Origin of the sequence: Thermaurantiacus tibetensis, from assembly GCF_015354055.1 — a bacterium.
Lineage (GTDB): Bacteria > Pseudomonadota > Alphaproteobacteria > Sphingomonadales > Sphingomonadaceae > Thermaurantiacus > Thermaurantiacus tibetensis.
Map to the genome: position 1 here is coordinate 101,199 of NZ_JACHTM010000001.1, position 20,323 is coordinate 121,521.

At 71.0% G+C, this 20,323-nt stretch carries 25 protein-coding genes; 12 read left to right on the forward strand and 13 right to left on the reverse strand.

The genetic code is table 11. The features are described from left to right. Positions 1–143: 143 nt before the first annotated feature. Both greA and H3H34_RS13425 read left to right on the forward strand, forming a co-directional pair. Positions 144–623: a transcription elongation factor GreA gene (greA, locus tag H3H34_RS00485; protein ID WP_194743315.1), complete on the forward strand. Its 480-nt coding sequence runs from the start codon at positions 144–146 to the stop codon at positions 621–623. 20 nt (positions 624–643) lie between these two features. After that, positions 644–1,312: a rhomboid family intramembrane serine protease gene (locus H3H34_RS13425; protein ID WP_194743316.1), complete on the forward strand. Its 669-nt coding sequence runs from the start codon at positions 644–646 to the stop codon at positions 1,310–1,312. Positions 1,313–1,319: 7 nt separating this feature from the next. Here H3H34_RS13425 and H3H34_RS00495 read toward each other — a convergent pair whose 3' ends face one another. From H3H34_RS00495 to H3H34_RS00540, 10 genes are all read right to left on the reverse strand, one after another. Beyond that, entirely contained in the window at positions 1,320–2,582 is a 1,263-nt protein-coding gene (locus H3H34_RS00495; RefSeq protein WP_194743317.1) for a SulP family inorganic anion transporter, read from the reverse strand. Between the two features lie 81 nt (positions 2,583–2,663). Continuing rightward, entirely contained in the window at positions 2,664–2,921 is a 258-nt protein-coding gene (locus H3H34_RS00500) for a DUF4170 domain-containing protein (RefSeq protein WP_328830831.1), read from the reverse strand. Further along, complete coding sequence (locus H3H34_RS00505; protein ID WP_194743318.1) at positions 2,918–3,496, reverse strand: gamma carbonic anhydrase family protein; 579 nt, start codon at positions 3,494–3,496, stop codon at positions 2,918–2,920. Before H3H34_RS00505 ends, H3H34_RS00500 begins: the two co-directional genes overlap by 4 nt. Before the next feature lie 10 nt (positions 3,497–3,506). Then, positions 3,507–4,121, reverse strand: coding sequence for an MlaC/ttg2D family ABC transporter substrate-binding protein (locus H3H34_RS00510; RefSeq protein WP_194743319.1), 615 nt, complete (start codon positions 4,119–4,121; stop codon positions 3,507–3,509). Positions 4,122–4,150: 29 nt separating this feature from the next. Beyond that, positions 4,151–4,768 (reverse strand): DUF883 family protein, encoded by a 618-nt coding sequence (locus tag H3H34_RS00515; RefSeq protein ID WP_194743320.1) that lies wholly within the window; start codon positions 4,766–4,768, stop codon positions 4,151–4,153. Beyond that, on the reverse strand, positions 4,765–5,238 hold the full coding sequence (locus tag H3H34_RS00520; protein ID WP_194743321.1) for a phage holin family protein: 474 nt from the start codon (positions 5,236–5,238) through the stop codon (positions 4,765–4,767). The genes H3H34_RS00515 and H3H34_RS00520 overlap by 4 nt, the downstream gene beginning before the upstream one ends. After that, positions 5,222–5,716, reverse strand: coding sequence for a hypothetical protein (locus H3H34_RS00525; protein WP_194743322.1), 495 nt, complete (start codon positions 5,714–5,716; stop codon positions 5,222–5,224). Before H3H34_RS00525 ends, H3H34_RS00520 begins: the two co-directional genes overlap by 17 nt. 98 nt (positions 5,717–5,814) lie before the next feature. After that, positions 5,815–6,993: an acetyl-CoA C-acyltransferase gene (locus H3H34_RS00530; protein WP_194743323.1), complete on the reverse strand. Its 1,179-nt coding sequence runs from the start codon at positions 6,991–6,993 to the stop codon at positions 5,815–5,817. 61 nt (positions 6,994–7,054) lie between these two features. Next, positions 7,055–7,513 carry a MaoC family dehydratase gene (locus H3H34_RS00535; RefSeq protein ID WP_194743324.1) on the reverse strand — a complete coding sequence of 153 codons (459 nt, stop codon included), beginning with the start codon at positions 7,511–7,513 and terminating at the stop codon, positions 7,055–7,057. An 88-nt stretch (positions 7,514–7,601) separates the two neighbouring features. Continuing rightward, entirely contained in the window at positions 7,602–8,768 is a 1,167-nt protein-coding gene (locus tag H3H34_RS00540; protein ID WP_194743325.1) for a mechanosensitive ion channel family protein, read from the reverse strand. A 115-nt stretch (positions 8,769–8,883) separates the two neighbouring features. Between H3H34_RS00540 and H3H34_RS00545 the strand changes: the two genes are divergently transcribed. Together H3H34_RS00545 and H3H34_RS00550 are read left to right on the forward strand one after the other, a co-directional pair. Beyond that, positions 8,884–9,675, forward strand: a complete 792-nt coding sequence (locus H3H34_RS00545) for an SDR family oxidoreductase (RefSeq protein ID WP_194743326.1) — start codon at positions 8,884–8,886, stop codon at positions 9,673–9,675. Then, on the forward strand, positions 9,672–10,034 hold the full coding sequence (locus H3H34_RS00550) for a dihydroneopterin aldolase (protein WP_194743327.1): 363 nt from the start codon (positions 9,672–9,674) through the stop codon (positions 10,032–10,034). The genes H3H34_RS00545 and H3H34_RS00550 overlap by 4 nt, the downstream gene beginning before the upstream one ends. A 19-nt stretch (positions 10,035–10,053) precedes the next feature. On the opposite strand, the gene H3H34_RS00555 is transcribed toward H3H34_RS00550, so the two are convergent. Beyond that, the gene (locus H3H34_RS00555; protein ID WP_194743328.1) at positions 10,054–10,860 is read right to left on the reverse strand and encodes a hypothetical protein; all 807 of its coding nucleotides are present in this window, start codon (positions 10,858–10,860) and stop codon (positions 10,054–10,056) included. Between the two features lie 283 nt (positions 10,861–11,143). Between H3H34_RS00555 and H3H34_RS00560 the strand changes: the two genes are divergently transcribed. The 6 genes from H3H34_RS00560 to H3H34_RS00585 all read left to right on the forward strand — a co-directional run bounded on the left by H3H34_RS00560 (position 11,144) and on the right by H3H34_RS00585 (position 15,210). Next, a complete protein-coding gene (locus tag H3H34_RS00560; protein WP_194743329.1) occupies positions 11,144–11,815 on the forward strand; it encodes an energy transducer TonB in 672 nt (223 codons plus the stop codon). A gap of 65 nt (positions 11,816–11,880) precedes the next feature. After that, a complete protein-coding gene (locus tag H3H34_RS00565; RefSeq protein WP_328830840.1) occupies positions 11,881–12,714 on the forward strand; it encodes a MotA/TolQ/ExbB proton channel family protein in 834 nt (277 codons plus the stop codon). Between the two features lie 33 nt (positions 12,715–12,747). Beyond that, positions 12,748–13,215, forward strand: coding sequence for an ExbD/TolR family protein (locus tag H3H34_RS00570; protein WP_194743330.1), 468 nt, complete (start codon positions 12,748–12,750; stop codon positions 13,213–13,215). Between the two features lie 54 nt (positions 13,216–13,269). Next, positions 13,270–13,695 (forward strand): ExbD/TolR family protein, encoded by a 426-nt coding sequence (locus H3H34_RS00575; RefSeq protein WP_194743331.1) that lies wholly within the window; start codon positions 13,270–13,272, stop codon positions 13,693–13,695. 128 nt (positions 13,696–13,823) lie between these two features. After that, positions 13,824–14,000 (forward strand): hypothetical protein, encoded by a 177-nt coding sequence (locus H3H34_RS00580; protein WP_194743332.1) that lies wholly within the window; start codon positions 13,824–13,826, stop codon positions 13,998–14,000. Positions 14,001–14,703: 703 nt separating this feature from the next. Beyond that, positions 14,704–15,210 carry a PEPxxWA-CTERM sorting domain-containing protein gene (locus H3H34_RS00585; RefSeq protein WP_194743333.1) on the forward strand — a complete coding sequence of 169 codons (507 nt, stop codon included), beginning with the start codon at positions 14,704–14,706 and terminating at the stop codon, positions 15,208–15,210. 66 nt (positions 15,211–15,276) lie between these two features. On the opposite strand, the gene H3H34_RS00590 is transcribed toward H3H34_RS00585, so the two are convergent. After that, the gene (locus tag H3H34_RS00590; protein WP_194743334.1) at positions 15,277–17,064 is read right to left on the reverse strand and encodes an ABC transporter transmembrane domain-containing protein; all 1,788 of its coding nucleotides are present in this window, start codon (positions 17,062–17,064) and stop codon (positions 15,277–15,279) included. 68 nt (positions 17,065–17,132) lie between these two features. Here H3H34_RS00590 and H3H34_RS00595 point away from each other — a divergent pair, with 68 nt between their 5' ends. Both H3H34_RS00595 and leuD read left to right on the forward strand, forming a co-directional pair. Then, the gene (locus H3H34_RS00595; protein ID WP_194743335.1) at positions 17,133–18,515 is read left to right on the forward strand and encodes a 3-isopropylmalate dehydratase large subunit; all 1,383 of its coding nucleotides are present in this window, start codon (positions 17,133–17,135) and stop codon (positions 18,513–18,515) included. Further along, positions 18,515–19,162, forward strand: a complete 648-nt coding sequence (leuD, locus tag H3H34_RS00600) for a 3-isopropylmalate dehydratase small subunit (RefSeq protein ID WP_194743336.1) — start codon at positions 18,515–18,517, stop codon at positions 19,160–19,162. Before H3H34_RS00595 ends, leuD begins: the two co-directional genes overlap by 1 nt. Here the strand turns inward: leuD and H3H34_RS00605 are convergent. After that, the gene (locus H3H34_RS00605) at positions 19,125–20,216 is read right to left on the reverse strand and encodes a 6-phosphofructokinase (protein WP_194743337.1); all 1,092 of its coding nucleotides are present in this window, start codon (positions 20,214–20,216) and stop codon (positions 19,125–19,127) included. The genes leuD and H3H34_RS00605 overlap by 38 nt on opposite strands. Positions 20,217–20,323: the final 107 nt, after the last annotated feature.

Consider the following 20,323-nt stretch of genomic DNA (forward strand, 5'->3'; position numbering starts at 1 on the left):
TGCAGAGGCGCCCCCGCCGCCCTAGAGTTATGGGCCCAGCGAGGACAGTCATTCCGGAAGCCCAGACGTTTCGTTCCCGGCCCCGTGGCCGGCCGCTTCCGGCTTGACTCCCCTGCTGGCACGATCGGGACAAGGAACCGAGGATGGCAACGATCGAGAAATTCCCGATGCTGGCGGAAGGCTATGCCGAGCTGCAGCGGCAGCTGAAGCATCTGAAGGAAGTCGAGCGCCCCGAGAACGTCGAGGCGATCGAGGAGGCGCGCGCCCATGGCGACCTCTCCGAGAACGCCGAGTATCATGCCGCCAAGGAGCGGCAGGGCCAGATCGAGGCGCAGATTGCCGAGATCGAGGACAAGCTGGCCCGGGCCCATGTCATCGACCCGAAGACGCTTTCGGGCGATCGGGTGGTGTTTGGCGCAACCGTCGACCTGCTCGACGAGGAGGATCGCAAGATCACCTACCAGATCGTGGGCGAGACCGAGGCTGACGCCAAGCGCGGCCGCATCAGCTACAACTCGCCGCTCGGCCGTGCCCTCATCGGCCGCAAGGTCGACGACGAGGTCGAGGTGGTGACCCCCTCGGGCGATCGCAGTTACGTGATCGAGCGGGTCCGGTTCATCTGACGGAGCGGAGCGGCGCCAAGGTGCGGCCCTGGAAGCCCCCTGCCGCCCGGGCGACGAGCGCGCTGCTCCTGCTCTGCGCCCTGCCGCAGCTCATGGCGTGGCTCATCGGGCCCGAAGCAGGCCCCAGCCTCGCGTTTGCCGCTGGTCTGGTTCCCGCCCGCCTCACCGGCCATGTGGCCGTGCCCGAGGGCGCGCTCCCGCCGTGGCTCACGCTCGTCAGCCACATGTTCGTCCACGGCGGCCTGTTCCACCTCTTCATGAACCTCCTGTTCCTCGCCTGGGTAGGGCGGCACTCGGAGTGGCTGATCGGCCCGGCGAGGCTCCTCCTCCTCTTCCTCGCCGGCGGCGTGGTCGGCGGGCTGTTCCAGGTCATCGCCGACCCGGCCTCGGTCGTGCCCGTCGTCGGTGCCTCGGGCGGGGTCTCGGCCGTGTTCGGCACCTACGCGCTCCTCTACGCCCGCGTCGGCGAGGCGCCTGCCACCGTGCTGGGCCTCAGGCTTTCGGGCGAGCTGGTCCGCGCGCTGCGCTACGCCGCGCTCTTCGTCGGCCTCCAGCTCCTCGTCGCCGTCGCCTTCAACAGCGCGGGCGGGCCGGGCATCGCCATCTGGGCCCACATCGGCGGCTTCCTTGCCGGGCTGCTGTTCGGTCTTCCCTACGTCTGGAGCCGGGACGAGCGCGACTTCCGCTAGGCCTGCGCTAGTGCTCGGGCGGGTGCCACGGGGCGGGCGGCACCTCGCGGCGCCGCAGCCGGATCGCCAGCCCGACCGCCACGCCCACCCCGATCGCGATGGTGAGGTCGGCCACCACGGTCAGCACGAGAGTGAGCAGCAGCAGGAACCGATCCGAGGGGCGGCCACGCAGCCATTCCCCCCAGCGGTGCGGCTCGGTCATGTTCCACGCCGTCAGCACGAGAAGCGCAGCGAGCGCCGGCAGAGCGATCTTCCCCGCGAGCGGTGCTGCCACCAGCACCACGAGAAGGATGACGAGCGCATGGACCATCCCGGCGACGGGGGTGCGGCCGCCGGCCTTCACGTTGGTCGCCGTCCGCGCGATCGCGCCCGTGGCCGGCAGCCCGCCGAACAGCGCCGAGCCCAAGTTGGCCCAGCCCTGCGCCGCGATCTCGGCATTCGGGCGGTGGCTGCCGCCGATCATCCGGTCGGCGACCACCGCCGACAGGAGCGATTCGATGCCGGCCAGGAAGGCGATGACGAGCGCCGAGGGGAGCAGCTCGATGAGGCGCGCCCGGCTGATCTCGGGCAGGTGCGGGGCCGGCAGGCCCTGCGGCAGTGCGCCGAACCGGCTCTCGATCGTGTCCAACGGTACATCCCAGAGCGCCACGGCCGCCGAGGCCAGCGCCATGACGAGGATGAGGCCGGGCAGACGGGGGGCGGCGCGCCGGGCGATCACGATGAGGAAGAGCGACGCCAGCGCCACGCCGAAGGCGGCGGGGCTTGCCGTGTCGCGTGCCGCCCACAGCACCGGCAGCTTGTCGAGGAAGTCCGCCGGCAGGGTCCCCGTGTCGAGCCCGAGGAAGTCCTTCACCTGCGAGGTCGCGATGATGATCCCGATGCCGATCGTGAAGCCGTTGATGACGGCTTCGGGCACATGCTCGATGAGGCTGCCCGCACGCAGAAAGGCGGCCAGCAGCAGGATGACGCCGGCCATGGCGGTTGCCAGCACCAGGCCGTCATACCCATGGGCCTCGATGACCCCGTAGACCACCACGATGAAGGCGCCCGTCGGCCCGCCGATCTGCACCCGGCTGCCGCCCAGCGCCGAAATGAGGAACCCGCCGACGATGGCGGTGACGAGCCCGGTTGCCGGCGGTGCGCCCGAGGCAATGGCGATCGCGAGGCTGAGCGGCAGCGCCACCATCGCCACCGTCACGCCGGCGAACAGGTCGGCGAGGAAGGCAGACCAGCTGTAGCCCGGCAGGGTCGAAAGGAGCTTGGGCTTCACGCCAGGAGAGAAAGGCCTGCCGTGAGGCTATGTCAATAGGCCTTAGCCATGCGTTTTGCGAATGATGACCTGGCCGCTGCGTCAGCCGGGCCGCTTCAGCTGCTCCGGCTCGAGCAGGCGGTGGAGGTGGACCACCACATACTTCATCTCGGCGTCGTCAACGGTGCGCTGGGCCTCGGCCCGCCACGCCCTCTCGGCCGAGGCATAGTCGGGGAAGATGCCGACCACATGGAGCTTGTCGGGCTCGACGAAGTCGAAGCCCATGGGGTCGCGCACGCGCCCGCCGAACACGAGGTGGAGCTTCGAGCCGCCCCCCGCGCCAGCGCCCTCGGCGCTCACGCTGCCCGCTCCATCGCCGCGAATTCCTCGGTGAGGCGGGCCAGCGTCTCCTTCAGCCAGTCCTCGAACTCCGGCCCTTCCCAGGCGCGGTGGTCGCCCCGTGCGTAGGCCAGCGCGTTCCGGTGGTAGAAGAGCGCGTTCATCCGGTTTGCCACCCAGTTGTTGGCCATGCGGATCACCTTCGCCGGGCTGCCGACGACGATCGAGTTGGGCGGGACGATGGTGCCGTCCTTCACATAGGCGTGCTGGCCCACGATCGAGTTGTCACCGATGTGCGCGCCGCCGTAGATGGTGGCGTTGATGCCGACGAGCACGTTGTTGCCGATCGTGGAGCCGTGGATCGTCGCGTGATGGGTGATGGAGCAGTAGTCGCCGATCACCACCGGCCGGCCCGGGTCGGTGTGGATCATCACGAAGTCCTGGATGTTGGTGAAGGCACCGATCGCGACGTGCGCGGCTTCCGAGCGGATGACGGCGTTGCACCAGATGGAGGCGCCCTCGCCTGCGGTGACCTCTCCGTAGACGAGGGCAGACGGGTGGACGAAGGCAGCGCGTGAAAGATCGACTCCGGGCATGGCGCGGCCGCTACTTCGCCTTGCGCATGAAGTCCACGAGGGCGTCGAAGCCGTTCCGCTGGATGTAGGCGTCGAAGTCGGCTTCCTGGGTGAGCGCGATGTTGACTCCGTTCACCGTGAGGTTGGTGACGAGCCAGCGCCCCGAGGCGTTCGAGGTGGCCCAGATGGTCTCGAAGGGCCGCCCGCCCGCCGGGTCGGTCACGCGGGCATAGACGTCGACGTCGCCGCGGCTGCCGCGCGGCACCTGCCGCACCACGGTGAGGCGGGCGTTGGCGAAGTCGAAGAGCCGGTCGGCGTAGGTGTTGACGATGAAGTCGGGAAGGGCGGCGCGATAGGCCTCGAGCTGGGCGGGGGTGAGGCCGGCGCGGTGCTTCCGGATGATGCGCATGCCGGTCTGCTCGATGGCGAAGTTCTCGCGCAGCATCGCCTTGAAGCGGGCCTTGGCCTGGTCGCGGGTGAGCGACCGGTCGCGCAGCACGGCGAACGCGTCGTTGGCGAGCTTCTCGATGAAACGGGCGGCCTCGGCCTGCTGTTCGGCAGTGGCGGGCGCGGCCGCTGCCGGGGGCGCAGGCCCGGCACCGACAAGCGCGGCGAGGGCAAGCGCACGGGCGGCGGCGTGCAGCATCGATGCTCCGGCAAGAACGGGCAGAGGGTTCAGGACTGGCGGCCGCCCTTGGGCAGCAGCGCGGCGAGGATTGCGCCGAGCGCGAAGCCGATGATGACCGAGGTCATCGGGTGCTCGCGGCTCTGCCGGCCCGTCCATTCGACGGCGTGGCGCGCCGCGTCCTCGGCGGCGTCGGCCGCGTAAGCTGCGCGGTCCCGGGCGGCGTCGGTCAGCTGCGCTGCGCGCGAGCGGGCGCGGTAATAGGCCTGGCCAGCCTTCTCGCCGAGCTCCTCGGCGCTCTCGCGCACCCGGTCCCAGCGGCGGGCGGTCTCGGGGTCCTCGTCGTGCATGGCAGGATCCTCCATGTCGTAGGCGCGGTAGACGGGCACGACCCGCCTCTGCCGGCGAACACCGAGCGCGGCAACCACCCCGAGGAGGGCCGCTCCGGCAGCAAGCGCCAGGCCGTTTGCCCGGACGAACGCGCCCGCCTCGGCGGCCAGCGTCTCGGCCTCGCTCCGGAGAGCCTCGCCAACGGCATGCCGGGCCCGGCTGGTGGCGCTCGCGAGGAGGTGCCGAGGCTCGAGCCGCTGGGCGATGTCGGTGACGCCCTCGGCGATCGAGCGGCGGGCGCGGGCGGCTTCGGCCTCGAGTTCGGCCATGCGGGTCATCCTCGGTCTCCTGCCGCGGCCTCGCTTTCGGCAGCATGAAGCCGCCCCGGGTGGAGACGCTCGGAGAGCGCGCGAAGGTCGCCGGCGATCCGCGCCAGCGTGCGCTCGGGGAGCAGGCTCAGGCGCCCGGCGCCGCGGCGCGCGGAGGCCAGCAGAAGTGCGCCCCCAGCCCCGAGCAGGCCGGCAGAGCCAAGCAGGGCCTGGGGCCAGCCGAGCGTCGCGGCAAGCGCGACGAGCGCCGCCAGCACGAGGAAGACGAGCGCAAGCCCGAGGAACAGCAGGCCCACCAGGGCGCGCATGGCAACACCGCCTGCCTCGCGCACATTGGCGCTCGTCTCGAGGCGGGCCAGCTCCGCCTCGGTGCGGATGAGGGTCGAGGTCTCGGCGACGACCCGCCGGGCAGTCGCCGAGAGCGGCTCCGGCTCTGCCCTGGCCTCCGCGCCAGCCCGCCCGTCAGGCCTCGCGTCCATCGTCCCCGCCCGACTTCAGCACGCGGGCGAGCGCGAAGCCGAGCACGGCGGCCACGCCGATGGCCAGGGCTGGCTTCTCCTTCACGAAGGCGCGGATGTCCGCTCCCAGTTCGTCGAGCGACTTGTCCTTGAGGGCGTCGGACAGCCGGTCCATGCCGTCGGCGGCGCGGCGCGCATAGCCGGCAGCCGTTTCCGCCGTCTCGCCCTCGGCCTTGCCGGCGAGGTTGCGCACCGTCTCGGCGATGCCGTGGAGCAGGTCGGCCGCCTTGCCCTTGCCTGCATCGGCTGCCTCGCGCACCGCCTCGCCAGCCTTCCCGGCGTAGTGGCCTGCCTCGCTGCGGATCTCCTCGAACCGGCGCGACGCCTTGTCGGTCACGTCGCGGATGAGCTCCTCGGCGCGCTCGGCCGCGGCTCCGGCCGCGTCCTTGGCCTCCGCCGCCACCTCGCCCACCTCGACCTCGTCCGTCCTGCCCGTCATGGCTGTCCTCCTCGCCGTGCGGCGTGCCGCGAAACCCCTCGCGCCCTAGCTAGGGTGCGATCCCCCCGCCGCCAACCCCCCGCTGCCGCGCGCAGCCTCTAGAGCACCTCGAACAGCCCGGCCGCGCCCATGCCGCCGCCGACGCACATGGTGACGAGCACGTGGCGCACCCCGCGCCGCCGGCCTTCGAGCAGCGCATGGCCCACCAGCCGCGCGCCCGACATGCCGAACGGGTGGCCGATCGAGATGGCCCCGCCGTTCACGTTGAGCTTCTCCAGCGGAATCTCGAGCACGTCGGCGCAGTGGAGCACCTGGACGGCAAAGGCCTCGTTGAGCTCGACGAGGCCGATATCGTCCATGGTGAGGCCGTGCTGCTTGAGAAGCTTCGGCACCGCGTAGATGGGGCCGATGCCCATCTCGTCGGGCGCGAGCCCGGCGACCGCCATGCCGACATAGCGGCCGAGCGGCGCGAGGTTGCGGCGCGCTGCCTCCTTCGCTTCCATGAGCACGCAGGCGGCAGCGCCGTCCGAGAGCTGGCTCGCATTGCCGGCGGTGATGCACTTGCCCGGCCCCCGCACTGGCTGCAGGCCCTTGAGCGCCTCCAATGTCGTCTCCGGCCGGTTGCCTTCGTCCTTTGTGAGCGTCACGACCTGCTCGGAGACCTCCTTCGTCTCCTTGTTGACCATCCGCATGGTCGCGGTCACGGGCACGATCTCGGCGTCGAACAGGCCCGCCTGCTGGGCGGCCGCCGTGCGCTGCTGCGAGAGGAGGGCATATTCGTCCTGCCGGTCGCGGCTGATGCCGTAGCGCGCGGCGACCACCTCGGCCGTGTCGATCATGGGCATGTAGATGTCGGGCACCATGGCAACGAGCTCCGGGTCTCCCTCCACCCGGAACCGGTCGTTCTGCACCGTCGAGATCGAGTCGACCCCGGCGCCGACCACGATCTCCATGCCATCGACGATGATCTGCTTGGCGGCCGTTGCGATCGCCATCAGGCCCGAGGAGCACTGCCGGTCGATCGTCTGGCCTGGAACGCTCACCGGAAGCCCGGCCCTCAGCAGCGCGAGGCGGCCGATGTTGGGGGCCGCCGAGCCCTGGGTCAGCACGCAGCCCATCACCACGTCGTCGATCTCGGGGCCGTCGAGCTCCGCGCGGGCGACGGCCGCCTTCAGTGCATGGGCGGCAAGCGTCGGCGTCAGCGTGGCGTTGAAGGCGCCGCGATGGGCCTTGCCGATGGGGGTTCTGGCCGTCGAGACGATCACCGCGTCGCGCATGCTCACTCCTTCGCTTCTTCGCTTTCCGTCTTGCCTGCCTGTTCCTGCGCCCGCCGCCAGCTCAGAGGTAGACGACCGTCAGCCACTCGGCGTGGAGCGCCGGCTTCTCCTCGTCCTCGATCTCGACCGTGACCTCGTAGGTGGTCTGGACGGCACCGCCCGCGCGCTCGGCGACGTCGGCCAGCCGGAAGTGCCCGCGGATCCGCTTGCCCGACTTCACGGGGGCGAGGAAGCGGACGCGGTTGAGCCCATAGTTCACCCCCATCTTCACCCCCTCCACCACCGGCATCGCCTGGTAGCCCATGAGCGACATGAGCGAGAGGGTGAGGAAGCCGTGGGCGATGGTGGTGCCGAACGGCGTCTGCCTTGCGAGCTCCGGGTTCACGTGGATGAACTGGTGGTCGCCTGTCACGTCGGCGAACCGGTCGATCCGCTCCTGGTCGACGAGGATCCAGTCCGACGTCCCGACCGTCTGGCCCACCATCCCCTTCAGTTCGTCGAGCGTGACTGCCTGCCGCATTCCATCCCCCGGTCTCGTCCCCGGGTGGGTTCCGGGGCTGTCGTCGGCGGCTGCCCTAGGCGCCGCGCCCGGCGGGTGCAAGCCGCGCTCAGGCGCCGCGCGCCGCGCGTTTGGGGCTGGCGGGTGCCGTCTCGCGCGGGTCGATGATCCGGCCGTCGGGGCCGGCCAGCATCTCCACCTGCACCGGGTAGGCGAAGGCGATGTCGTGGTCGGCAAACGCGCGGATGATGCCGAGGATCACCTCCTGGCGCGAGTCCATCATGGTCACGAGCGCCGGGTCCTCCACAAAGAAGACCAGCTCGAAGTCGAGCGAGGAGGCCCCGAAGCCGGTCAGATGGCAGCGGTCGAAGACGGCCTTGGGTGCGGCCTCGACCGCCTCGCGGACCAGCGCCGGGATGGCCTCGAGCCGCTCCGGGGGCGTTTCGTAGATGACGCCGAAGCGGAGCATCACCCGCCGCCGCTCGAAGGCGGCGTAATTGGCGACCGTGGCGCCGAGCAGCTTGGCGTTCGACATGATGACGAGCTCGCCCGAGATCGCCCGGATCCGGGTGGACTTGATGCCGATCTCCTCGACGACGCCGATCGCGCCCGGCTCGTAGGCAATGGAGTCGCCGCGCCGGAACGGCTTGTCGAAGACGATGGCGAAGGCGGCGAACAGGTCGGAGAGCACGCCCTGCGCAGCCAGGCCGATGGCAATGCCGCCGATCCCGAGCCCGGCGATGAGCCCCGTGATGTTGACGCCGAGGTTGGCGAGCAGGGTGAGGGCCGCCACGATCCAGACGGCAGCGGTGAGGAGCCCGCGCATGAGGGCGAGCGCGGTGTCGTCGTCGGCGCGCTCGGAGCGGGCGCGCAGCAGGCCCATTAGGAGGCTCTGCACCCAGAGCGCGACCTGGACGACGGCGGCCACCGTGAACAGGAACAGCACCAGCCGGGCGAGCACCGGGGGCATGGAGCCAGTGCCGGCCACGATCCTGAGGCTCGCGAGCGCGAGGAACCAGCCCCCGGTGCGGCCGACCGCTTCGGCCAGGTGCTCGCGCCAGACCGGACTGGGTATGGCCCTGCGCACCAGGCCCTGCACCCCCCGGCGGAGCAGGAGGAGGGCGAGGAACAGGCCGGCGGCGACGGCGAGAAGCGTGGCCGCCTGGCCGGTATCTTCCGCAAGCCAGCCAGCGACCGATCGCACGGCGGGAGCGACCCGGTCATCGAGGAACTCGGTGCCGTTCACGGGGGCGGGGGCGGGAGCGGGGGCGACCATCGCGCTGCCCCTAGGCGTTCGGGCGCGACAAATGAACCCGTGCCTTGGGCGCAGAGGTCGCTCGCGCGACCGGCGCCGTTGCAATCGCTGCCGGGGGCCCTATGCGCGCCGGGCCATGCCCATTCCCGCGGAGTTCCGGACTGCCCAAGGCGCCCCGCCGCTCGCGCTCGTCACCGGCGGGGCGAAACGGATCGGCGAAGCCCTCGCGACCGCGCTTGCGGAAGAGGGGTTCCGCCTTGCCATTCACTGCCATCGCTCGCGCGGCGAGGCGGACGCGCTCGCAGCCAGGCTCGCCGCTGCCGGGGCGCCGGCGCCGCTCGTCGTCCAGGGTGACCTCGCCGCCTCCGACATTGCGGAGCACCTCTTCGCCCAGCTTCCCGAACCTCCCGTCGTGCTCGTCAACAACGCGTCGCGCTTCGTCGAGGACCGGCTGGAAGCGCTCGATCTCGGCGAATGGGAGACGCATCTGGCCGTCAACGCCCGCGCGCCTGCGCTCCTCATCCGGGCCTTCGCCGCGGCCCTCCCCGCGCCCGCGCGCGGCCTCGTCGTCAACCTCTCGGACGCGAAGCTCAGGAGCCTCAATCCCGACTTTTTCTCCTACACCGTCTCGAAGGTCGCGCTTGCCGGCGTGACCGAGCTTGCCGCCCGCGCCCTTGCGCCGCGGATCCGGGTCAACGCCATCGCCCCTGCCGTCACCCTGGTCTCGGGCCCGCAGAGCCGCGAGAACTTCGCTGCCGCGCACGTGCTGAACCCGCTGGGGCGTGGCGTGGAGGTGGCCCACCTCGTCGCGGCGCTCCGCTACCTCCTCCACACGCCGAGCGTGACCGGCGAGACGCTGACTCTGGATTCCGGCCAGCGCTTCCTCGGCCTGCCGCGAGATGTCGCCTACATGGTGGAGCGCCCGTGATCCCGATCGCTTCGCACCGGATCCTGCTCGAGGATCTCGCGCTCGACGTCGACATCGGCTTCCACGACTTCGAGGTGGGCGTGCCCCAGCGGCTCCTCGTCACCGTCGAGGTGACGCTCGACCCGGCCGCCTTCCCGGAGGAGGACAGCCGTGAAGCCGCGTGGGACTATGACTGCATCCGCGCCGGCATCCACGCGCTCGTTGCCGGCCGCCGGTTCAACCTGCAGGAAACGCTGGCACGCGAGATCTTCGCCATGGTGGCCGCGCGCCCCGGGGTCCGGGCGCTCACCGTCATCACCCGCAAGCCCGACGTCTACCCCGATGCCGGCGCGGTCGGCGTGGTGCTGTCGAGCCCCTGAGCCCTCGCGAGGCGCCGCGTCAGCCCGCGGGCGCGGTGCGGCCGCACGGTCCGATCGCCTGGCGCGCGGTCGCCCAGTCGGCGGCGAGGCCGGGGTCGGCGGCAAGTTCGGCCGGAAGCGACGGGGGGAGGTCGCAGGCGAGCGTCCGCCACAGGAGGGTCTCGGGCCTGACCGGCTCCGCCGATTCGTCGATGAGGTCCCCCGTCGCCACCTTGATGACCGGAGCCGCGTTCGGGCGACGCAGCACGAGCAGCGTGAACGGCCCACCGGTGGCGGCCGAGAGGAAGAACTGGCTCTCGGATTCGCCGGCGACGGTGCCGGGCACGTGGAAGCCCGACTTCACGCCCGTCACGCGCGGCACCCTGCCCGGTGCCCGCGCCTCGGCGAGGATGGCGCGCACCCGCGCCTCGAGCGCGGGGTCGTGCCGGAACTGGCCCGTGCCCGCGACCAGCCGGTAGACGCCCACCTCGGGCCGGCGCGTGGGCGCAGGAGCGAGGAAGGTGAGGAGATCGTCGCCCTTGCGCGGCATAGCCGAAGCTGGCCCCTGCCACAGCCACTCGGCCGCGGCCGGCAGCATTCCCTCGCCCTTCAGCACGGCGGTCAGCCGCGCCTCGACGAGCACGCGCGCTTGCCCGGCCGGCACGTCGGGTGCCAGCCGTTTCGACAGGCGGTTTGCCCGGACCACGCCGGCCCTGAGGATGACGGGGCTCGCAAGCGCGAGGTCGGCAAGATCGGTGTAGCCGGGGGCCTCGCGCGCCGGCGGCATCGCCTGACCGGCGGCCGGGGCGGCAAGCAGCATCAGGCAGGCGGCCAGGAGGCGTCGCATGGCTGCCCGTTACCCGACGGGCCGGGCATGCGCAAAGGCGTGCGCAAAGGCGGCTGCGAGTCCGTGCGGGCTCGTGCCGGTTGCATCCCGCATCGCAATGAAGCTAGGGGCCGGTGGGCTGATTCGGGCTCGGGGCTGGCCCGCGCGGGCAGGGTTGCCTGCGGGTGTCTGGGGGTGCAGAGTCGGTCGCGTCCTGCGGCGGCGCCGGTTTCCGGTTCCGGCGAGGGCGGGGTGGGTTCCGCGCCGGCTTTGCCGGTGCGGTCAAGCGGAGGGGAGTGGCTGCGTGTCTTTCCTGGCGCCTGAGAACGAGGGCAAGAACAAGCTTCGTTCGTGGCTCATCGTGGGACTGCTCCACGTCTTCTTCGGCTACGTCCTCGTCTCGGGTCTTGCGGTCAGGGTCGTGAAGTCGATCACGGGGCCTCTCGAGACCGTCAACATCGAGGACCAGGCGCCGCCGCCCGACGAACCGCCGCCGCCGCCGCCCAAGCTCGAGGACATCCCGCCCTACGTCCCGCCGCCTGACGTGGTGATCGAGACGACCGCGCCGCCGCCGCCCACCATCACCACCCAGTCGCAGGTGGCGGCGCCCGAACCCGTGCGCGTCGCGCCGCCTGCGCCGCCGGCCCCTGCGCCACCGCCGCCGGCTCCGCCGAAGGTGGAACGGGTGAACCCGACGCCGCGGGGCGGAACGGTGACGGTGGGGACGGAGGATTATCCGGCTGCGTCCCTTCGGGCCTGCGAACAGGGTGCGGTCGCGGTGCAGGTCGTCGTGGGGACCGACGGGCGGGTGAAGTCGTGCAGCATCGCCCAGTCGAGCGGCTACAGCCGGCTCGACGAGCGCACCTGCGAGGTCGCGCAGCGCCGCTGGCGCTACAACCCGGGCAAGGAGAATGGTCAGCCCGTCGAGATGGCCCTGGTCCAGCGCGTCCGCTGGGTCGTCGAGCGAGGCTGCTGAGGCGGGAACGGGCGTGGCGGGGGCCGCGCCCTGGGTTGCAACCTTCAAGCGTGAGGATGGAGAGCATGGAACGGGAACGGATCATCGGACAGCGGGGCGCGGCCAGGTTGCTCGCCCGCACGGGGGCGGTCGCCATCCTCGCGCTGCTGCCGGCGGCGGCGATGGCGGCCGAAGCGGTCGACGGCGAGAGCCCCTACGGCCTGATCCCGGCCCTCAAGCAGGGTGGCCCCATCGCGAGGTTTCTCTTTGCGGTTCTGATCATCATGTCGGTCATCACCTGGTACATCTTCTTCACCAAGTGGTGGCAGCAGAAGAAGCTTCTCGACGAGGCCATTGACGTCGAGAAGAAGGTGTGGTCGGCGGCCACGCTGAAGGATGGAGCTGCCAAGCTCGATAAGGACTCGGCGTTCCGCCAGATTGCCGAAGATGGGCTGCGCGCCTTCGACCATCACGAGGGACGGCTCACGGACCAGATCGACCAGCACGAGTGGGTGACGATGACGCTCAACCGCACCGCCGGCCTCATCGGGTCGCGGCTGCAGTCGGGCCTCTCCTTCCTCGCGTCGACGGGTGCCACTGCACCGTTCATTGGCCTCCTCGGCACCGTGGTCGGCATCTACCGCGCGCTCATCAACATCGGAATTGCCGGCCAGGCGTCGATCGATAAGGTGGCCGGTCCGGTGGGCGAGGCACTCATCATGACCGCGCTCGGCCTGGCCGTCGCGGTGCCCGCGGTGCTCATCTACAATTACCTCAACGGCCGCAACAAGCTGGTCATGGAGAAGATCAACACCTTCGCGGCTGACGTGCACGGGTATCTTCTCTCCGGTGCCCGGGTCGCGCGGCCGAGCGCGGCGGTTGCTGCGCCGGCAGCGGCCGCGGCTGCGCCGAAGAAGTAGGTCCCGAGGCACGAAGGGCGGGAGAACGTTGCGATGGGCATGACGGTCGGAACCGAGGCCGAGGAAGGCGCCATGATGGCGGAGATCAACACCACGCCGCTCGTCGACGTGATGCTGGTCCTTCTCATCATCTTCCTCATCACGGTTCCGGTCGTCATCCAGGTGGTCCCCGTCCAGCTTCCCAAGGTCTCGAGCGTGCCGACGACGACCAAGCCGGAAAACGTGCCGCTTTCGGTCGATGCCAACTGCGACATCTTCTGGGGTCTGACCCGGCTTGACGGGCCGGAGGCGCTCCGGGAGCGTGGCGGCGCCTACCTCCTCGCCGAGGTGGAGAAGCAGAAGGCTCGCGGCGCCAAGATCGAGCTCCCGGAGGCGCACATCCGCGCGGACGCGAACACCGAGTATCGCTGCGTGGGCGGGGCCATCTTCGCCCTGCAGCGGGCAGGCTACCAGAAGATCGGGTTCATTTCCGAGCCTCCGGTCGGGGCCGTCACGCGCTGACCGCAGGACAGCCCCATTCCGGCGTTGCACAGCTAGCAGGAGCGAGAGAAGTTCATGGCAATCTCGATGGGAAGTGGCGGCGAAGGCGAGCCCATGGGCGACATGAACACGACGCCGCTCATCGACGTCATGCTCGTGCTCCTCATCATGTTCATTATCACCATCCCCATCCAGACCCACGCGGTGAAGCTTGACCTTCCGCCGCCAAACCCCAACCCATCCAACATCGAGCCCACCTTCAACCAGGTGAACATCGACTTCCTCAATACCATCTACTGGAACGACCAGGAGGTCACCCTCGACCAGCTCCGCACCTACATGGAGCAGGTGGGCCGCTTGCCGGTTGAACAGCAGCCCGAGCTTCGCCTGCGGCCGGACGCGCTTGCCCGGTACGAGGTCGTCAACCAGGTGATGGCCATCGCCCAGATGAGCGGCATCAAGAAGATGGGCTTCGTCGGCAACGAGGCCTACGCGGGCTGAGGCGCGCCTCAGGTCGGGGCGCGGGTGAGCGGTGGGGCATTGGCCGCACGCGTGTCGGAACATCTGACAGCTGCTCCTGGCGCTAGGCTCCCAACCCCTTGAAATTGCTCCGCTAGCGGAGTTGGCTGTTGCCTTTCGTCTCGGCGGATGCGCACGCCTCCGCCATTCTGGTTGCCAGGCCGGCTTCGGCCAGCGTCCTCGTCGTGAACGCCGGCTGGACGATCGACGTGAGTCTGAGGAGATCAGAGCGTTTGGGCGGCTCGATCGAGACGCTCAGGCTCACCGCCCGGGCATCTTCAGCTTGACCGCCGCGTTCCGTCCGGGAGACGGTTTTCACCTCGGGGGACATTGACGGTGTCACCACCCCGTTCGCTGGCGCGAACGATTGCCGCGCGTTGGGCCATCCAATCGCGGTCGCTGGCTGGCTGCGCCCCAGCTACGGCAGGTTCACGACCGTCCGGGGCCCCGGAAGCTACAGCTTCACCATTACCGGCGAACGGTGTCGGCGGCTTCCCGGCCGCTGTCCTGCGGGCCGACACGCCCGCCGCGATCCCCGAACCCGGCACCTGGGCGATGCTGATCGTCGGCTAAGGCCTTGTGGGCCGCGTGCTTCGCCCTCGCGCGGTCGCCGCGACAGCCTGACCGCGGCCGTCGCGGAGAGAGACGGGCCGTCACCATCGTGAGGATCCGGTCCGCGTTCCGCGCGGTCGCGGGCCAGTGGCGATGACGAGGGTCTTCTGCCCGGCCCTCAGCCTCTCGTGCGCGTCCGCAACCGCGGCATCAGCGTCATGGGCTTCGTGGACAACCAGGCCTTCGCGGGCTGAACCGCGGCTCGCCTCGGGTTGCGCACCGGGGATGAGGTCTTGGCCCTCGAAGTGTCGGCCGGCTTTACAATCGTTCGCCTCGCCGTGCCCCTAAACCCTTGAGACTCCTGGAATCATGAAGTTGGCCGCATTCTTGCAACACTGGGCGCTGGGTTCATAAGCGTTCCTTGCCTGGAGGCCGATCTTGAAACCACTCCCTTGCGTCGTCGCCGCGACCCTCGCCGCCGTTCCGGCCGGGGCGGCAACGCTCGCCGTCGACACCGGCTGGCACTATGACCAGGTCTGGATGCCCCTTGTGCCGAGCGACAACTCGCTCTGGATCCTGGTGCTCGGCGCCCCGGCGCATTTCAGCCTGACCGACGCCTTCGTGCCGGGCGACACATACAGCCTCACGGGCGGGATCTTCGCCAAGACGACCGTCTTCGCCGGACCCAACGACATCCGCGCGACCGGCGCACCCTTCGCCGTCACCGGCTGGCTTGGCGCGACCTACGGCAAGTTCACGACCTATCTCGCCGCGGGAACCTATGTCTTCACGGTCACGGGCGACCTCGTGGGCGGGGTTCCGGGAGGCTTCTATCTCCGCGCCGACACCTTCCTTCCCGAGCCCGCGACCTGGGCGACGATGATCCTGGGCTTCGGCCTCGTGGGCCGCGCGCTTCGCCGTCGCGCGGCGGCCGTGCCGGCCTGACCGCGGTCCCTCCGGAGAACTGCCGGCGGGTTCGGAACTGCCCCGGCCCGAGGCGTCTCCGGCCGTTCAGGCGGCCTCGGCGGTGAACTGCAGGCGGGCGAGGCGGGCGTAAAGGCCGCCTCGGGTGACGAGGTCGGCGTGCCGTCCGGCCTCGACCAGCCGCCCGCCGTCCATCACGAGGATCCGGTCCGCGTTCCGCACGGTCGCCAGCCGGTGGGCGATGACGAGAGTCGTCCGCCCCGCCATCAGCGTCTCGAGCGCGTCGGCCACCAGCGCCTCGCTTTCGGAATCGAGGGCGGAGGTGGCTTCGTCGAGGAGAAGGATCGGTGCATCCTTCAGGATGGCCCGGGCAATCGCGATCCGCTGGCGCTGGCCGCCCGAGAGGCGCACGCCGCCTTCGCCCACCTCGCTCGACAGGCCCTCCGGCAGCGCCCGCAGGAACTCGGCTGCATGCGCCGCCTCGGCGGCCGCCCAGACGTCAGCGTCGCTTGCCTCCCAGCGGCCGTAGGCGATGTTGTCCCGCACGGTTCCGGAGAAGATGACCGGCTCCTGCGGCACGACCGCAATGCGGGCCCGCACCGCCTCGGGGTCCGCATCGCGCAGGTCGACGCCATCGAGCCGGACACAGCCTTCGTCCGGGTCGTGGAAGCGCAGCGCAAGCTGGAACAGGGTGGACTTGCCCGCGCCCGACGGCCCGACAATTGCGACCCGCTCGCCCGGCTCGACTGCGAAGTCCACCCCGGCAAGGGCTGCCACCTCCGGCCTGCTCGGATAGCGGAAGGTGACCCGCTCGAACGCCAGCCGCCCCTGCGGCGGAACGGGAAGCGGCACCGGTGCGGCGGGTGCGCGGATGCGGGACTGCTCGGCGAGGAGCTCGCGGATCCGGGCCGAGGCGCCGGCCGCGCGCATCACGTCGCCGTAGACTTCGGAGAGCGCTCCGACTGCGCCGGCGACGATCGCGCTCGCCAGCACGAAGGCGGCGATGGTGCCGCCGGTCATGCGCCCGGCGATGACGTCGCGCGCGCCCTCCCACAGAACTAGCGTGATGGCCCCAAAGGCGAGCATGATGACGAGCGCGGTCAGGATGGCCCGGATGCGGATGCGCCGGCGGGCGGTTTCGAAGGCACGCTCGGCGGTCGCGGCAAAGCGCGCGCTCTCCCGCGCGACCGCGCCGAAGGCCTGCACGGTCTTGATTGCCCTGAGCGTCTCCGAGACCAGCGCGCCCACGTCGGCGACGCGATCCTGGCTTTTCTGCGAGAGGCGGCGAACCATCCGCCCCATGACGATGATGGGTGCCATCACCACCGGGATCACGAGGAGCATGAGCCCGGTGAGCTTGGGGCTCAGCCAGAAGAGATAGACGAAGCCGCCCACCCCCATGAACAGGTTCCGCAGCGCCATCGAGGTCGAGGTGGCGACCACCTGCTCGATGATGGCGGTGTCTGCCGTGAGGCGCGAGGCGATCTCGGACGGACGGTTGAGTTCGAAGAACCCCGGGTCGAGCCCGAGCAGGTGCGTCTGGACCCGGGTGCGCAAGTCACGCACGATGCGCTCGCCCAGCCAGGAGACGAAGTAGAAGCGCACGGCCGTGGCCACCCCCAGCACGGCGACGATGCCAAGCAGGATCAGGAACCAGCGCGAGATGTCGGCGCCGGCGCCCGCGCCGAAGCCGCGATCGACGATGAGCTTGAACCCCTGCGGGATGGCAAGCGTGGCGGCGGCCGCCACCACCAGTGCGGCGAAGGCGACGCCGAGCTGCAGCGGGTAGCGCCGGGCATGCTCCCACAGGAGCCCGAGGTTCGAGAGCTTCGTCCGGGGCGTGCGGGGCGGCGGAACCGAGGCAGTCACGCCCATGTCCTAGCCGCGGGCCTCTCCAGCGGCAATTGCCGCGCGGCCGCGCCCGCCTCTATGGGGGCGGTTCCATGGCTTCGCTCTTCGAGACACTGTGGCAGGCCCACGAGATCCGCCCCGGCCTCGTCGCCATCGACCGCATCATGCTCCACGAGCGCACCGGCGCTGCGGCATTGCGCTCCCTCGCGGCAGCCGGGCGCACGGTTGCCACCCCGGCGCACGTCTTCGTGGTGATGGACCACATCGTCGACACCCGCCCGGGGCGCGACGACCAGACGCTGATGCCCGGCGGCCAGGCCTTCATCGCCGAGACCCGGGCAGCGGCCAAGGCCTTCGGCCTGACCCTCTTCGACGTGACCGACGCCGAGCAGGGCATCACCCACGTCATCTCGCCCGAGCTCGGGATCGTACTCCCCGGCCTCACGCTGGTTGCGCCCGACAGCCACACCGGAACCCAGGGCGCCTTCGGCGCGCTCGCCTGGGGCATCGGCAGCTCGGAGGCCGAACATGCGCTCGCCACCGGCACGCTCCGGGTGGCGAAGCCGGGCGCCATGCGCGTCACCGTCTCGGGCCGGCTGCGCCCGGGCGTGACGGCGAAGGATCTCGCGCTCCACCTCATCGCCACCCATGGCGCGCGCGGCGGGGAGGGCATGGCGGTCGAGTTCGCTGGCGAGGGCGTGACCGCGCTCGACATGGAAGGGCGGATGACGCTCTGCAACATGGCGACCGAGTTCGGCGCCTTCTCGGCCCTCGTCGCGCCCGACGAGGTCACCTTCGCCTGGCTCGAGGGGCGGCGCTTCGCGCCCCGGGGCGAACTCTGGGGGCAGGCGCTGGCCGCCTGGCGGGGGCTCCGCTCCAGCGCAGATGCCGTCTTCGACCGCGAGATCGCGGTGGATGCGGCGTTGGTCGCGCCGATGATCAGCTGGGGCACCAGCCCGCAGCACAGCGTGCCCCTGACCGGGCGCGTGCCGACGGCTGCCGAGGCGGGCCTCGCGCCCGAGACCCACGCCCGCGCGCTTGCCTACATGGGGCTCGAGCCCGGCCGGCCGCTCCTGGGGCTTCCCATCGACGGCGCGTTCATCGGCAGCTGCACCAACAGCCGGCTCTCCGACCTCCGGCGGGCTGCCGCCGTGCTCAGAGGACGGCGTATTGCGCCCGGGCTCGGCAAGGCGCTCGTGGTGCCGGGAAGCCAGCGGGTGAAGCGCGAGGCCGAGGCGGAGCGGCTCGACCGGGTGTTCCGCGACGCCGGCTTCGAGTGGCGCGAGAGCGGCTGCTCGCTCTGCTTCTTCGCCGGCGGCGAGAGCTTCGGCGCCGGCGAGCGCGTCGTCTCTTCGACCAACCGCAACTTCGAGAGCCGGCAGGGCCCGGGCACGCGCACGCACATCACCAGCCCCGAGGTGGTGGCGGCAAGTGCCGTCGCGGGCCGCATCGCCGCGCCCTGGGAGCTTGGCTGATGCCCGAGCCCTTCCGCCGCCTGACTGCGCCCGCGCTCCCCTTCTGGGCCGACAACATCGACACCGACGTCATCATCCCGAGCCGCGAGATGAAGGGCACGGGCAAGACCGGGCTTGCCGCCGGCCTCTTCGCCAACCGCCGCTATCGCAACCCGGAGACCCGCGAGGAAGACCCGGACTTTCCGCTGAACCGCCCCGAGTATCGGGCCGCGCGGATCTGGCTTGCGGGGGCCAACGTCGGCTGCGGCTCCAGCCGCGAGCACGCCGCCTGGGCGCTGGCCGAACATGGCTTCCGGGCCGTCATCGCGCCGAGCTTCAATCCCATCTTCTTCGGGAACTGCGTGCGGAACGGGATCGTGCCGGTGGTGCTCCCGCGCGAGGTGGTGGAGGGGCTGGGCTCGCCGGTCACGGTCGATCTCGAGGCGATGACGGTGACGGGCGCCGATGGCCGCGCCCACCCCTTCACCCTGCCGGCCGAAGCGCGGGCCATGCTGATGGAAGGGCTCGACCCCATCGCCCTCACGCTGAAGGACGCCGACGCCATCGCCGCCTGGCAGGCGGCCGACCGCGAGCGGCGCCCCTGGGCCTGGCTCGCCCCCCAGCCGAACATCAGTAAACGAACATCGGGAGGCCCTCGACGCGGCTGAGACGCGGGCGGTAGCAGAGGGGGTCGTAAAGCCGGTCGACGTCCACGCGCCGGGCGCCCTCCATGACGACGCCGATCTCGGACGTGGCGTAATTGCCGTCGAGGAGAGCGACGAGGCGGCCGAACCGGCGCTCGGAGACGAGCTGCACGGCAAGCGCACCGAAGGCGAAGCCCACCATGCGGTCGAGCGCATCCGGCGCGCCCGCGCGCATGAGGTAGGCAAGTTCCTGAACGATGGTGTCCACGCCCGTCGCCGCCCGGAACCGCCGGGCCAGACGGCGGCCGACGCCGAGGGAGAGCCGCTCGGAGGCCGAGAGGTCCATGTCGGGCGCGGCCTCCTCGGCAAGATGCGCGCCTTCGGAGACGACGAGCACGGCATAGCCCTCGGGGTTTCCGGCCCGGTCGGCAAGCAGGAGCGGGAAGAGCCGGTCCGGCTCCACCGGCACCTCGGCGATCGCGGTGCGGTCCACCTGGGCGAGGAAGCCAGCGAGCAGCGCCGTCTCGCCCGAGCGCCGGCCGAAGAGCTCGACGATGGCCACCCGCTCGTGGCTTGCCGCCGTGGTCCGGAGCGCGTTGATGGCCTCGACCGAGCGGGACACCGCGGTCGAGAAGCCGAGCGCGTAGTCGGTGCCGAAGACGTCGTTGTCCATGGTCTTCGGCACGGCGACGACCGGCACGCCGAGGCGATGGAAGTGGACCGCCGAGCGGAGCGAGCCGTCGCCGCCGACGACGACGAGGGCGCCGAGCCCGAGGCGGTCGAAGAGCGCGAGGATGGCGGCCGTGTGGTCGCCGGCATCTTCGGTCGGGTCGAAGCGGGAGGTGTGGAGGATGGTGCCGCCCTGCCGGTCGATGCCGCGCACCTCTGCCCTGCCGAGGCGCACCGCGTGGCCTTGCGCGAAGGGGTCGTCGCTGTGGGCTGCCGCCACCACGCCCTGCCAGCCGCGCTTCAGGCCCACCACCTCGTGGCCGGCGTCGTCCGCGGCGAGCACGATCGAGCGGAGGCAGGGGTTGAGGCCCGGCACGTCGCCACCCCCCGTCAGCACCCCGATACGCATGGCCCCGCCTGCCTCCCGCCCGTGCCTCCCGCCCGTGCCTGCCGCCCGTGCCTGCCGCCCGTGCCTGCCGCCCGTGCCCGCCGCCCGCGCCCGCCGCCCGCCGGAGC